At 63.9% G+C, this 13,709-nt stretch carries 8 protein-coding genes; 4 read left to right on the forward strand and 4 right to left on the reverse strand.

Features of this window, described 5'->3' with window-relative positions; translation table 11 throughout:
* Positions 1-114: 114 nt before the first annotated feature.
* Complete coding sequence (locus jaqu_RS09355) at positions 115-2,844, reverse strand: S8 family serine peptidase (protein WP_052500881.1); 2,730 nt, start codon at positions 2,842-2,844, stop codon at positions 115-117.
* A gap of 511 nt (positions 2,845-3,355) precedes the next feature.
* Here jaqu_RS09355 and jaqu_RS09360 point away from each other — a divergent pair.
* Positions 3,356-4,513: a polysaccharide pyruvyl transferase family protein gene (locus jaqu_RS09360; protein WP_052500882.1), complete on the forward strand. Its 1,158-nt coding sequence runs from the start codon at positions 3,356-3,358 to the stop codon at positions 4,511-4,513.
* Here jaqu_RS09360 and jaqu_RS09365 read toward each other — a convergent pair.
* On the reverse strand, positions 4,486-5,706 hold the full coding sequence (locus tag jaqu_RS09365; protein ID WP_052500883.1) for a glycosyltransferase family 4 protein: 1,221 nt from the start codon (positions 5,704-5,706) through the stop codon (positions 4,486-4,488). The two genes, jaqu_RS09360 and jaqu_RS09365, sit on opposite strands and share 28 nt — an antisense overlap.
* Positions 5,707-5,950: 244 nt before the next feature.
* Here jaqu_RS09365 and jaqu_RS09370 point away from each other — a divergent pair, with 244 nt between their 5' ends.
* The 3 genes from jaqu_RS09370 to jaqu_RS09380 are packed head-to-tail and all read left to right on the forward strand — an operon-like array spanning position 5,951 to position 10,501.
* Positions 5,951-8,164 (forward strand): GumC family protein, encoded by a 2,214-nt coding sequence (locus jaqu_RS09370; protein WP_043918717.1) that lies wholly within the window; start codon positions 5,951-5,953, stop codon positions 8,162-8,164.
* Positions 8,151-9,377, forward strand: a complete 1,227-nt coding sequence (locus tag jaqu_RS09375; RefSeq protein WP_043918718.1) for a polysaccharide biosynthesis/export family protein — start codon at positions 8,151-8,153, stop codon at positions 9,375-9,377. The genes jaqu_RS09370 and jaqu_RS09375 overlap by 14 nt, the downstream gene beginning before the upstream one ends.
* A complete protein-coding gene (locus tag jaqu_RS09380; protein ID WP_043918719.1) occupies positions 9,374-10,501 on the forward strand; it encodes a glycosyltransferase in 1,128 nt (375 codons plus the stop codon). The genes jaqu_RS09375 and jaqu_RS09380 overlap by 4 nt, the downstream gene beginning before the upstream one ends.
* A 21-nt stretch (positions 10,502-10,522) precedes the next feature.
* Here jaqu_RS09380 and jaqu_RS09385 read toward each other — a convergent pair whose 3' ends face one another.
* The gene (locus tag jaqu_RS09385) at positions 10,523-12,067 is read right to left on the reverse strand and encodes a glycoside hydrolase family protein (RefSeq protein ID WP_141134365.1); all 1,545 of its coding nucleotides are present in this window, start codon (positions 12,065-12,067) and stop codon (positions 10,523-10,525) included.
* A 170-nt stretch (positions 12,068-12,237) separates the two neighbouring features.
* Positions 12,238-13,638: a protoporphyrinogen/coproporphyrinogen oxidase gene (locus jaqu_RS09390; protein WP_052500885.1), complete on the reverse strand. Its 1,401-nt coding sequence runs from the start codon at positions 13,636-13,638 to the stop codon at positions 12,238-12,240.
* Positions 13,639-13,709 lie beyond the last annotated feature (71 nt).

The following is a 13,709-nucleotide window of genomic DNA, read 5'->3' on the forward strand; positions in this document are numbered from 1 at the left end:
ATCCGTGATCGTGGCGGGCCCGACATTTTGCCGAAGGAGATGGGCCCGCCCGATGCCGCCTCCGCATGTGGAAGCGGAAACGGGAACGGGTGGGCCCAGATATTCGTCGGTGCCTCAGGAGAGGATGAACGTGTCCTCACCCATGACGTTCACGGAGATATCGCTGAGATCTTCGCCGCGTACTTCGGCAATCCGATAGGTCGTACCACCGGTCCGGACCTCCAGGAAGGTATCGGCGTTCTCGACAACGAAATCGACGTCGAAGTCGGAGCCGGTATCCACGCTCTCCACGGCGATCGCGTCACCTTCGGACGCATTGAAGTCGAGGATGAGGTCGATGGACCCGGCGCTCGCATCGGCGAGGTCGAAAACGAACAGGTCGGCTCCTTCGTCGCCCTTCAGAACGTCGTCATCCGCCCCGCCTTCGAGGGTATCGTCCCCTTCACGGCCGCGAAGGACATCGGATCCGGTTCCGCCGCGCATGACATCATTGCCGCGACCACCAATGGAATTATCGTTCCCCGCGCCGCCTTCGAGGGTGTCGTGGCCATTGCTGCCACGCAGGCTGTCATTGCCAAGCCCGCCGAAGATGTAATCGTCGCCAGCCCGTCCGTGCAAGTAGTCGTCGCCCTTCAATCCGTCGATCGAGTCGTCACCGGCGGTTCCGCGCAAGCGATCGTTCGAGGTCGTTCCTTCCAGAACTTCGTCGAAGACGGGCTCCGGTTCGGGCTCGGGCTCCGGTTCGGGCTCGGGCTCCGGTTCCGGCTCAGGCTCCGGTTCCGGCTCGGGCGTCGGTTCCGGCTCGGGCTCGGGCTCGGGCTTGGGCTCCGGCTCGGGCGTCGGTTCCGGCTCGGGTTCGGGCGCGGTTTTCCCGCCGTCCTTGATCCAGGCCTTCATCTCATCGAGCGTGAGAGTGACATCCGTGAACCGGTAGGTCTCGATATCCAGGATCAGGCTGGTGCCGAAATCCGCCAGGCCGATCATCATCTCGCCCGCCTTCGTCAGGAAGGCCTCGACGGAGCCGATCTTGGCGTCGACGTGCAATGTGTCCTTTCCGGCTCCACCGTCGAGCGTGTCGTTGCCCGCGCTCATGTAGAGCGCATCGTTCCCGCGGCCGGCAGACAGGTGGTTGGCCGCCTTGGAGCCCTTGAGCGTATCGTTCCCGTCGCCGGTGAATGCGTTCTCGATCCGATTGCCGGTGATGTCGACATTGATCCCGGCGATCATCGATGCACCGCCCGAAAGGTCGATCATGCTATCGGACGTGACGGCCGCAGCATTCAGGGTATCGGTCCCACCATCGGTGTCGGTCAGGTCCTTGCGGCGTTCCAGATCGGCGCCGTCGTAGAGCGAGCCGAATTCGTCCGTATAGACGTACAGGTCGTTCTTGATATCGGCGTCGCCATGCGCCTGGAACTTGTACCCTTTGAGATAGCCGGTGCGGCCCTCGGTTCCCTCGCTGTGATCCTTGATCTCGACGGTCCAGGTGCCTGCGGACATCTCGCCCATCGTGGCGACCGAGCTGAGCGTGAAGTCCCGGATCGACTCGCGGCTCGTCCCGCTGAGGTTGTAGACGAGATGGACGCTCGTTCCCTCGGGTGAGGTCAGGATCAGATCCATGTCGCCGGCATAGGCCCAGCTCAGGTCGAGCGACAGCTCGACATGCTCGATCTCGACGTCTTCCTTCACTTCGAAGCTGAACTTCAGCGTGTCCTGCTTGCCGCCCTGGATCTGCTTGTCGAGGCTTCCGGACTTGGTCACCGTGGCACGGTTCTCGAAGGTGGACTGCTCGGTCCAGGTTTCGGCCAGGCGGACGGCCGAGGTGGCATCCACCATGCCGTAGCCGAAGACATCGCTGTGGTGCAGCCCGCCGCCGTTGAAGCCATCGGATCCGTTCGTGATCCAGCCCTGGCCGATCTTGTGCGTGTCGGCCAGGCCTTCGCGCTTTGCCGTCAGGGCGAGGATCTGCTGAATGTCGCGGTAGCCAAGCTCGGGATTGGCCTCGAGCATGAGACCGATGACGCCGGACACGGCCGGGGCCGCGAACGAGGTTCCGTTCGCAAAGTCGTAGCGGTCGCCGATGGTCGTCGTCATCACGTCCACGCCCGGCGCGGAGACCAGTACGTTCGCGCCGATGCTGGTGAACTTCGCGCCCGCGCCGTCAGGGGCGACTGCGCCGACGGCGATCGAGAACGGCGAGTTCTGGAAGTTGTGGTAGTTCGACGATCCCCACTCGCTATTGTTTCCGGCGGAGAAGACGGCGGAAGTGCCAAGGCCGTCACGACCGTTGACGGCGAGGTTCTTCAGCGCCGCCGCCATGTCGGAATAAGTCTTGCTCGAGAAGTCGTCCGCGAAGTTCTGGGTGAAGCTCCAGCTGTTGTTGACGACGTCAAGGTCGGCTGCGGCCCAGAGCCCTTCGACGATCTGATCGACCACGTTGCTGGCGCTGTAATGGACGCCGAGACCGACGAGCGTCGCCCCGGATGCCACACCGGCCGAGCCGATCTCGTTGTCCTTTTCGCCCGAGATGATCCCCGCGACCCTCGTGCCGTGATCCGTCGTCAGCGCGCTGCCATCGCTTGGCACGTCGCCGGTATCCAGGTCGAAGTTGTAGTCCAGCTTGGTGTCGTAGGCCTTGGCCAAGTCGACATGCGTGAAGTCGATCTGCGTGTCGAGCACCCCGATCTTCACGCCCTTGCCCGAATAATCCTGCCAGGCGGTCTCGACATTGATGTGGAGTTCGGACTTGCTTGATTGTTCGAGATACCAGGTGGCACGGCCCTTCGGGTCGTTCACTTTCTGGTCCGCGGTCACTAGGTCGCCGGAGGGGGCGGATCGGATCATGGCTTTTCTTCCCTTCGAATATGCGGCCGCCGGATCCGTGAAGTGAGCAATCAAACCGGATCCAGGCCGAGCAAGCGGCGTTTGGAAACTTTGAAGTCGGAGAACGCGGCCTGAGATGGTCGAAATAATGGTAAGGCACGTTCGGTAGTGCGGGGTTTGTTTCAAAATGGCAGTTAATGGAACGTTAAGAGCGGCCAATAAATCGCGATCGGCAACAATCCACCGATCCGCCTTGGGCAGGACAAAATCGAGACACATTTTCAATGAGTTCGACCGAAATGAGACAATCGCCTCAGCGGACAATCCGCTCAAGATTCGTTGTCTGTTCGCACTGGTCTTTTGGGTGACTTTGCGTAATCGAGAGCGGCGCGCGCTTTACCCTTACGTCAATATCTCGCCGCTATTAACGTTAGGTCAATCTTTGCTAATGCGTCGTCAATCAAGATTAATTAACCCAAGGTAAATATCGCGTGCCACAATGACAGATTCGAACGCGCCAAAGATCCGCTGCATGAACGTCAAATACAGCCCGAACCTGGGAGACGGTCTTCTGTCGGAATGCCTCGAAGCCGCGCTGCTCGACTGTGGCGCGCTGGAAGCGGTCTCGATCGACCTGGCTGCGCGGGCCGACTACGGTAGCCAGATGGCGGGGCGGGGCAAGATCATGGCCGTTCTGTCGGCCATGCCCGACTGGTTGAGGCATCAGGCCGTTCGCGTGCCTCTGGCCCTCGCATCGCGCAGGATCTGGGGGCCGCATTACGCCGCAGGCCTCAAAGGGGCGAATGCGGTCGTCATCGGTGGAGGAAACCTCCTCTCCGATCACGATCTGAATTTCCCGACGAAGCTTGCGCTCGCGTTGGACACGTGTCGTGCGCGGAAGCTCCCCGTCGCGTTCTTCGCTTGCGGAATGGCTGCCCATTGGTCGGAGGAAGGTGACCGCCGTCTGAGGCGCGCGTTGAAGGATCATCCACCCGCCGCCGTCTTTCTCAGGGATCAGGCTTCGAAAGAGCGATGGGACGATCGTTTCGCGGAGGTGGCGGGGCTTGAGGCCGAGGTCGTTCGCGATCCGGGCCTGATGGCAAGCTTGCGATATGATCCGCCCGCTCGTCCCACATCCGGTCGACCGCGGATTGGACTGGGCATCATGAGCGATGTCGCCATACGCTACCATTCGGATGCCCGAATGGGCGCATCCGAACTCGGTCGGCGTTTTGTCGATCTCTCTCGCGCGCTTTTGGACAAGGGCGCGCAGGTCGTGGCCTTCACCAATGGCTCTCCGGAAGACATCGAGATGGCCGAGGCGATCCAGTCCGAACTCCGGGAGATCTCTGTTTCCGCGGAGCGACCAGCGCGACCGTCCGATCTGGCGGCGATCGTTGCCGGATGTCACGCGATCGCCGCCTATCGGATGCACGCGATCATCGCGGCGCATTCGTTCGGTGTGCCGCAACTCGCCTTCGCATGGGACGACAAGGTCGCTGCGTTCCTTGGATCCGTCGGGCGGTCCGATTGCCTGCACGACTTCGCTGCTCTGTCCGCTGAGGAGGCGGCGGACATCCTTTTGCGCTTTGCGGAGGAGGGAATGGAGGACACGGCGCGGGCGGCTGTCGTCGCCGAGGCGAAGGCGGATACCAAGCGCCTCTACGACGCTTTGATCGCCGCCCTGTAGAGCTCGATCTGTGCGTCGATCCATTGGTCGGGCGTCGTGCACAAACCGTGCGCGCCACGTGCGCCCGTCTCGCTCATCGTCCTGATCTCCGACGCGTCCATGTCGGCGACTTTGCGCAAACTGGCCGCAAAGGCGGCCGGGTTCCGCGTGTCGCAAGTGAAGCCAAGCCCAGCCGCTTCCATTTCCGGGCCGAGCAAGGCGGTCCGGGACAGGATCACGGGGAGGCCGGACAGACTGGCTTCGGCGGCGACGAGGCCGAACGGCTCCGGGTAGCGCGAGGGCATCACAAGCGCGCGGGCTTGTGCCATCTCGTGCGCGATCGCGTCGCGGTCGAGCCAGCCGGTGAAGCGCACCTTCGGATATCTGCGGGCCAGGGCCTCCCGTAGCGGCCCCTCTCCTGCGATGACGAGGGGGACGTCCGCTTCGGCGGCGGCTTCGACCAGGTCCTCGACGCCCTTTTCGGCCTCTACACGGCCCACGAAGAGGAACGTGTTGTTCGCTTCCGCCTCCACGCGCGCCTCGGTGGGGGCGGTCGCCGGGTTCCGAAGGGCGCGCAGCCGATCTGTCGGATAGCCCGCCTGAGCCAGAAGCGGCTCCATCCCGGGATGGATCATCAGGATCCTTGCCCAGGGGGCGGTCCGGGGCAGGGTCCGGCGAAGGATCAGCTGCCGGGTGACGCGCCACACCTTCTGCGCCCGGCTCCGCTTGTCGCAATGTGTCGTGAGGCAGTCGACGGACAGGGGAATCCGGGCGCATGGCTCCATCGCCTGGTAGTCCATGTATCCCCCGTTGGGACAGGCGAGAAAGAAATCATGCGCGTGGATGAAAACCCGGTTCGCGACGTCCGAAAGCGGGGCGAAGACCGCCGCCGTCAGGGTCTTGGACCACGAATGCACGTGGTAGACCGTCTTCCCGTCGTCGTGAGACGCGATCAGGTCCGAGAGCTCGGCCGCGACCTTGCGATTGTAGAGCCCTCGCGTCGCGGCCACGTGAGGCGGCGCTTTCATCAGCGGATCCGCGCCGGCGTTGCGCCAAGTCACGCCGAGAGATGTCAAATCCGGGTTCGGATCCCGATCGGCGGCGAAGAACGTGCACTCGATCCCCCGCGCGGCAAGCTCGCGGGCCTGCAAGAGGGCGAGCCCGGTCGCACCGCCGCGCGCGACGCTTGCATCGTTGACGATGACGACACGCATCCGCCAGTCCTCTCGGGTCCCGATTTTCGCGCACTCTTTCCGGTGAGGCGGGCGAAGACAAGGCAAGCGGCGAAAGCGCCGCATTCAAGATGTCCGACGGGGTGCGACCCTTGCAACGAAAGCCATGCCGTGCGAGCGAATAAGGCGTGGTATGAACTCCGCCGGGGTCGGAAACGTCCGAGGGACCTCAGATCCGGGAAAACCGGGCGGCGTGCGGATTTCTCGGTTCTTGGGACGTCCTATCGTGAACAGCAACGCAGACAATCTGACAGTGCCCCAGTTCGGCCCGCCGATGCGGCCGGCGCCGACGCAGGATACGGTCGACCTTCGCCGGCTTCTCATTGCGCTGTGGCGGCGGAAATGGCTGATCGTCGGCGCGACGGTCATCGGCATGCTCATCGCCTACGCGATCGTCTCGCGTCTGACCCCGCAATACACGGCCAGAGCGAGCGTGATGCTCGACCCCCGGACGGTGCAGGTCGTCACATCGGACGAGATCATCTCTGACCTGACGCTGAACAATTCCGTCGTCGACACGGAACTCGCCGTCCTGCGGTCAAACCTCCTTCTCGAACAGGTGATCGCCAGCTTCGGTCCCGGAGAACTGGATCCCATCGATCCCGCCAATGATCCCCCTGGCCTACTGTCCCGGCTCAGGGGCGCAATCGGCCTGGGCGGCTCTGGCGGCGGGGCCGAGGGGGCCAGCGCGCCGATCACGCAGGAAGAACGGCGGATGCGCCGCCTTCTCGTCTCCATGCGCCGCAAGGTCACGGTCTGGCGGGAGGGGCAATCCTATCTCTTGTCGATCGGGGTCACGACGACCGATGCCGTCCTGTCGAAGGAGATCGCGAACCGGATCGCCGAGACCTACATCTCCAGCCAGATCGAACAGCGCAGTGCGACGATCCGGTCCGCGTCGAGCTTCCTGACCGAGCGGGTCGAGGAAATCCGCGCCTCGGTCGAGGCCGCGGAGGCGGCCGTCGAGGAGTTTCGCCGGAGCCAGCTCGAAACGGCGGGCGTATCGGCGGAGACGCTTGAACAGCAGCTGCTCGAACTCAGCTCGCAGGTCTCGGTCGCCAAGGCGGACCTCGCCTCCGTCAAATCGCGCTTCGACCGGATCCAGACCCTTATCGACGCCGAAGGCATCGAGGCGGCATCCGAACTGCTGTCCTCGCCCCTCGTCGTCGCCCTGCGGGAGCAATTGCTTGCCCTGCGGCGCGAGGATGCCGATCTCGCGACCCGTCTCGGTCCGGAGCACCCGCAACGGCAGCGCTTGCAGGCACAGATCGACGCCATCGTCGAGGATCTCGCCGCAGAGGTCCGCAAGATCGTCGCGGGCCTGCGGAACGACGCCGAGGTTGCCCAGATCAGGTCCGAGTCTCTCGAAAGCAGCCTTTCGGAAATCGAGGAACGTGCGGGCGCCATGTCGAGATCGTCGCTCGAGCTGCGGCAACTCGAGCGGGAGGCCGAGGCGATCCGTTCAATCTACCAGATGATGCTTGAGCGACTGAACGAGACCCGGTCGGTCGAGCAGTTGCAGCGCGCGGACGCCCGAATGGTGAATACCGCGCAGGTGCCCGGCGCTCCATCGGCGCCGCGCACGACGCTGTTCTCCGTCCTAGGCGGGACCGTCGGCTTCATGATCGGCGTCATCGCCGCTCTTGCCGGTGCGATCTCGACGCGGGGGTTCAATCGGGCCTCCGAGATCGAGCGCTCTTTCGGCATCACCGTCCTGACGTCGCTGCCGCTCGGCGCCTGGCGATCCTTGCGTGGGATGCAGAAGTCGATCCAGAAACTTCCCTATCAGCCGTTCGCCGACAGGCTGCGGATCCTGCGGGAGAACATTCGGCCGCGTCACATCTCCGGCACGCAGCGAACCGTCCTGATCACATCTTCCGTTCCCGGCGAGGGCAAGACGACCACGGCCGTCGGATTGGCCACAGTCGAAGGTCTGGCCCACCGTCGATGCGTCCTTCTGGATTTCGATCTGCGGCGGTCCAACCTCGGACGGGAACTGGAATACGATCCCCAGGGTGGCGGAGATCTGACGGCCCTGTTGCGCGGCGAATGCAACGTCGAGGCTGCTGTCCACCGGGTCGATCCGTTCGGGTTCGATCTGATCACGACGCGCGGACGGAACCCCCAACTGATCGACGACACCTCCGTCGAGCGGCTGCGGGAGGTCATCAAGGACCTCGAGTCCCGCTATGAGATGGTCATCGTCGATACCCCGCCCGTCCTGCTGGTCGCGGATACGCTGACGCTCGTCGGTCTGATCGATACCGTCCTGATGGTCGTCAAACAGACGACCACCCGGCGAAATGCGGTTCAGGATACTCTTCGGACGGTCGAGGATGCGGGTGCGCGGTCGATCGGCCTTGTCATGTCGATGGTCGACTCGCGAGATGAGCAGGAAACCTACGGGACTTCCGGAGACTACAGCTATGCGAATCGCTAGAACCTTCGTCCTCTGTGCCGGCATTGCGGTGCCGGCAGGTCTCGTGGCGACGGCCGGGGCCGCTCAGGAAGGTGGATATCGGCTGACCCAGGGGGATCGGATCCAGGTCAACTACACCGGCGCGATCGACCCGGTCATCGTTCAGGTCGATATCGACGGAGAGGTGCGGCTGCCGGGCATCGGCGGCGTCGCGGCGGCCGACCTGACGATCGACGAAGTCGAGGACGCGGTTGAAGCGACGATGACCGAGGAGGGTCTGTTCGTCGACCCCCAGGTCAATATCTTCGTGACCGAATATGCCCCGGTCATCGTCACCGGCGACGTCAGCGGGCCGGGCCGTTTCGATTTCATCCCGGGAATGACCGTCACGACGGCCCTGGGCCTGGCCAAGGGAACGCAGACAACCGGCGTGAGCCGCTTCGAGGTTGAACGGGCGCGGGTCGCGAACGAAGGCCAGCTTCGGATCCTCAACCTGGAAATCGCGGATTCCATCGTCGAACTCGCGCGTCTCGACGCTGAACTCGCCGGAGAGGCGATCGTCGAGTTGGACATGGAACTGCGCCAGCGGATCCCGATGCCCGCAGCCCTTGATCTGGATGTGCTGATCGCGAACCAGCAGCAGGCGTTGGACAACGTCAGGGGTCGTGAAGAGGAACTGTTGGGGATCTGGGCCCGCATAATCGAGACAGCCGAGGCTCAAAGCGAACTGTTCGCCCAGCGCATCGCCGTGCAGGAGGAATCCGCCGCCCGGCTTGCCGAGGATCTGCAGAACGCACAGGACTTGCAGGAACGTGGGTTGCAGACGGCCCAGCGCCTCCTGAATGCGGAACAGCGCGAAGCCGAGGCGCGGTCGCGCATTCTCGAACTCGAATCCGCTCAGATCGTGGCCGCGAATACGATCGCGGATGCGGAGCGGTTGAGGACGCTCTTCCTGCGCAACCGCCGTGAGGACGCGCTCAAGTCACGTGCGGAGGCCCTCGTCCGGCTCGAAGACACCAAGTTGCGCTACGCACGGGAGCTGGAGCAGCGAGGGGTCCTGTCGGGTGGCAATGTCGAGGCGCTCATCACCGCCGAATTGATCGACGTCACCTTCGAGATCTTCTCATCGCGCGATGCGGCCCCGGATCGCGATCCGGTCGAACAGACGACGCCGCTTCTGCCCGGCGATACCTTGGTCGTGACTGTGGACGCCTCGTCTGCGGTCTCGCAATGAGCCACCCGAGTCTGGGCGGCCCTCGGGTCGCCATCATCCATTACTGGCTCGTCGGCATGCGGGGTGGCGAGAAGGTCGTCGAGGCCCTTTGCGGCATGTTCCCGCAGGCCGATATCTTCACCCATGTCGTCGTACCCGAAAGCCTGAGCCCCATTCTGAGATCGCACCGGATCCAGACGACCCGGATCGGCAGGCTGCCGATGGCGCCCAAGCTCTACCAGAAGTACCTGCCGCTGATGCCCCGCGCCCTCGAAGAGCTGGATCTGACCGGCTACGATCTGGTGCTCTCGTCAGAGGCCGGACCAGCCAAGGGCGTGATCCCGCCGCCGGATGCGCCGCATCTCTGCTACTGTCATTCGCCCATGCGGTACCTCTGGGATCAGTATCATGTCTACCGGAACGGAGCCGGTGCATTGACCCGTGCCCTGATGCCGCCTCTTGCCCATCGTCTGCGACAATGGGACGTGACGAGCGCAGCCCGGGTGGACGGCTTCGCGGCCAACTCCGCTCATGTCGCGGCCAGGATCCGGAAATACTGGCGCAGGGAGGCGGATATCGTGCCTCCTCCGGTCGCCGTCGAGGAGTTCGCGCCGGTCGCTGCCTCCGAGAGAGGTGATTTCTATCTCTGGGCGGGGGAATTGGTGCCCTACAAGCGGCCGGACCTTGCGGTCGAGGCATTCAAGAAGCTGGACAAGCCCCTCGTCGTGATCGGTGGGCCGGACGAAACGGTCAGGCGGCTTGCGAAGGATGCGGGCCCCAAGACCAAGTTTCTGGGCAAGGTTCCTTTCGCCACGCTGAAGGATCATCTGGCCCGGTGCCGTGCCCTGATCTTTCCCGGAGAGGAGGATTTCGGGATCGTGCCCGTCGAGGCGATGGCCTCTGGCAGACCCGTGATCGGGTATGGACGCGGTGGCCTGCTCGATACCGTGGTCGAGGGCGAGACGGGACTGTTCTTTCGGGATCAGAGCGTCGAAGCCATCATCGACGCCGTGGAACGCTTCGAGAAATCGGATCTCTTCGATGCCGATCCTGACGGCCTGGTCGCACATGCGAGGAATTTCGACCTGTCCGCTTTTCAAACGGGGATACGCAGGTCGCTCGATCAGATCGGCGCGCCCGCTTGATGACCGGAGGCGGACCCCCGCTCAGCTCTTGGACAAAGTGATCCGGTACCGCGTCACGTCGCCCCGAGGCGTCAGGTTCGGACCGACGGCGATATCGAGCGTCTGGCCCGCCGCAAGCTCTACCGCGTTCATCGCCAGCTCGATCGGTTCCCTGTCGACGATATCGGCGAGGATCTCTTCTCCGCGCGTCACACGCACCCTGATCCCGTCGGCGCTGCGCGCCGCTGCCGCAAAGCTGGCGGCCAGATCGAGAACCTGATCGGTTTCGGCCACGTAGCGATGCAAGATCTCGACCGGATCGTCATCGGTGCCCGCGGGGACAAGGCTGTCGGCCGAGAGACGGGCCGGGTTCATGCCATTGGGGGCCCGGTAGGGGAACCAGGGAACGCCCCCGGTTTCCTGGCCCGGACGGGTCAGGAGGGGGTGCAACTCCCCTCCGCGGCGCGCGAAACGCTCAAAGGGGTCCGCCGGACCCTGGGTCTCGTCTCCGCGGGGATACCCGTAATGGTCGAAGCTGTCCGCGAGGATGCCATGGGCACCGAGCTCGATCTCGTTCGAAATGTCCCCTCCTTCCCGGGTGAAGATCAGGGGCTCGTCACGGTCTAGTCGGTACGGGGGAGAGGTCGGTCTGCCGTTGGCCGAAAACACCTGGACGTCGTCTCCAATGCTGACGTCCCGCGGCGCGCCCCACAAGACGAGGACATCTTCGCCATAAAGGCAGCCATAGGTCACCGCATCGGTGGATGCGTCCGAGAGGGGTCGATCCTCCATCCGGGCGGCGATCAGACGATAGGCCCGGCCCGCAGGCGTGACCCGTCCGTCCGGGGTGAACAGCGGCACCATTCCGTCATCGCGCCGGTTCATCGGATACCAGATCGCACGGGTCACGCCCGCGAGACCCATCTGGCAGTAATTCCGCACGAAGTGAGCGGCCGCCCTTCGGGGATCGGGATGACCGAATTCGGTCACTTCAAGGGGGAGATCCCGTGCGAGCGGATGACGGCGCAGAACCTCTACCTGACGGACGAGCTGCTCGGCAGGTGTGGTGTAGGGATGGATGGCGAGCGCATCCAGAAACGGCGCGCCGCCCGCTTCGAGAACTTCCCAGAGATATCCGGCCGGCAGCGAATGAGTGGAGCCGCCGATGATCCGGATATCCGGGTTTTCGAGCCGGGCTTCGATCGCCGCTTCCCGGAGCAGCGGGACGTAGGCGCGGGCCCGCTCCAGCGGGGACATGCGGGCGATGGGGCCGCGCACGAAGTTCGTCCCGTTGAATTCGTTTCCGATCTCCAGATTGTCGATCTCCGGGAATGCCGACACGAGCGCGCCCGCGAGCGATCCGAAGGCGCGTATGCCCTCGGGAGAGGTCGGCGTGTCGCCCCCTTCGTAGATCGGGTTGCCCCAGTTCAGGACGACCCCCACATCCGCATCCGTCCGTAGGAGAAGCCGGGGATAACCGGTCCGGGGCGTCGTGAAATCGAACACACCGGGACGTTGTTCGACGCGTCGCCAAGCCATCCCATCCCTGAAATCCGTCACGCCCAGCCGCCGGGCGAGCCGGATCACGTCAGGCTGAGAGCCTTGGGACAGGTTTGACGCCGCTCCCAGCGCCGGCCCCCGCATCCCGTCTGCCCAAGCTGCCAGCGGGAGGGATGCCAAACCGGCGACAAAAGCCACGCAAAGGCCACGGATCGCTCGTCTGAGAGGGAAGGCGCCTGGGGCTCTCATCGCGTAGGCTAACTTCTCGCTGGATCGGTCGTTTCGCTATTGGAAACACTTAGGGGCACGAGGTCGGAACTCGCAAGCTCCTCCGAGACGCGGCGGATGACACCGGTGGATGTCGGCAGATATTCGAAGCGGCCCTGTCGGCCGAGGCTTACGATGCCGAACTCGGAAATCCTGTCCAGGATCCGCTGAACTTCGTCCTGCAGCCCGACCGAGTAGACGGGATAGGCATGCGGCACGACCGTATGCCCTTCGAATGACATTCCTTCGGCCAGACCAAGCCCCTCCATATGGGCAGCCGTCTCGGTGAAGGCCTTCTCCGGGTCGGGCGATGACCCGGGGGGCAACGTGATTTCGACCGCGAAGAAGGCACGGCCGTCGCCCTGCTCGGGGTAAAGGCGAGAGTAGATCGTCGCGCGTTTCCAGGCTCCGTCACGCTCGAAATTGTAGAGGACGTTGCCTGCCTCTTCCGTGATCGATGCGGCAGAGACGAAGAGCGTCAGGAGGTTCAAGGAGACGAGACCGGTCGTTTCTCCGAAGAGGAGCCTGTGCACCACCTCCACCGGGATCGTGCTGACTACAGCATCCGCTGAATATCGGGCTTTCGCAGTTTCGACGGTCAGGCCCGCCGCGCCTCGCGCTATTCCGGTCACGGGCTCTTCGAGGTTGAGGGAGACGCCAGCGTCGGACAGTTCACGCGCGATCGCACCGAAGATCGGAGCGTACCCCTCGGCCGGGCGGATATACAGTGGAGGCCACACCTTTACCTGGCGTTTCTTTAGACGCAGGATCCGAAGTCCCTGGTCGAGAATGGCCTTGGAGCGTGTCGCCCGGTCGATCTGCGACATCCGGCTGAAGAAGAAGGCTTCGTCGATCTGGTTGGCCGGGATGTGGTGAAAGCGCGCGATGTAGTCGGACAGGCCAGTCCCGGCATAGATCGTGTCCCCGAGCCTCCGACGGCAGATCGCGTCGAGCGTCCCGTCGCGTCGATGGCGCATCCGGGCGGTTAGAAGATCGAAGAGTCCCACGACCAGCTGCCGCGGGGGCCAGCGACGCAGTTCAGACAGGGTGAAGGCATAGGGCTGGATCTGCCCCCCGCGCGCCACGCGCCGTAGGATCCGCTTGCGGGTCTGGCACATCTCTTTCAGACCCGGTGCGAGATCGAAGAGCCGCGCCCCACCTTCGTAGAAGAATGAACCTGCATCGAAAGTGTAGGGGCCGATCCGGAAGTCCCGATGCGTGCCGCCCAGCCTGCCCGTCGCCTCGAGCAGAGTCACAGCATAGCCGGCCCGGTTCAGCCGATAGGCTGCCGAGAGACCCGCGATGCCACCCCCAAGCACCACGACATGCTTTTTCCCGGCGCTCGCCCCCTCATTCAACGCGGGGGGCGTCGGCGCCTCTTGCGGAGCCATACCATTTCCAGTTTTCCAACCGGCCCTTGCACGCTTAAGACGACTGCCTATCAACGCAAAGAAGAAAACGC

Source organism: Jannaschia aquimarina (genome assembly GCF_000877395.1).
GTDB classification, from domain to species: domain Bacteria; phylum Pseudomonadota; class Alphaproteobacteria; order Rhodobacterales; family Rhodobacteraceae; genus Jannaschia; species Jannaschia aquimarina.

Coding starts and splice junctions, on each gene's coding strand:
- jaqu_RS09355 (WP_052500881.1), bottom strand. CDS start 2,844: ATGATCCGATCCGCCCCCTCCGGCGACCTAGTGACCGCGGACCAGAAA.
- jaqu_RS09360 (WP_052500882.1), top strand. CDS start 3,356: ATGAACGTCAAATACAGCCCGAACCTGGGAGACGGTCTTCTGTCGGAA.
- jaqu_RS09365 (WP_052500883.1), bottom strand. CDS start 5,706: ATGCGTGTCGTCATCGTCAACGATGCAAGCGTCGCGCGCGGCGGTGCG.
- jaqu_RS09375 (WP_043918718.1), top strand. CDS start 8,151: ATGCGAATCGCTAGAACCTTCGTCCTCTGTGCCGGCATTGCGGTGCCG.
- jaqu_RS09380 (WP_043918719.1), top strand. CDS start 9,374: ATGAGCCACCCGAGTCTGGGCGGCCCTCGGGTCGCCATCATCCATTAC.
- jaqu_RS09390 (WP_052500885.1), bottom strand. CDS start 13,638: ATGGCTCCGCAAGAGGCGCCGACGCCCCCCGCGTTGAATGAGGGGGCG.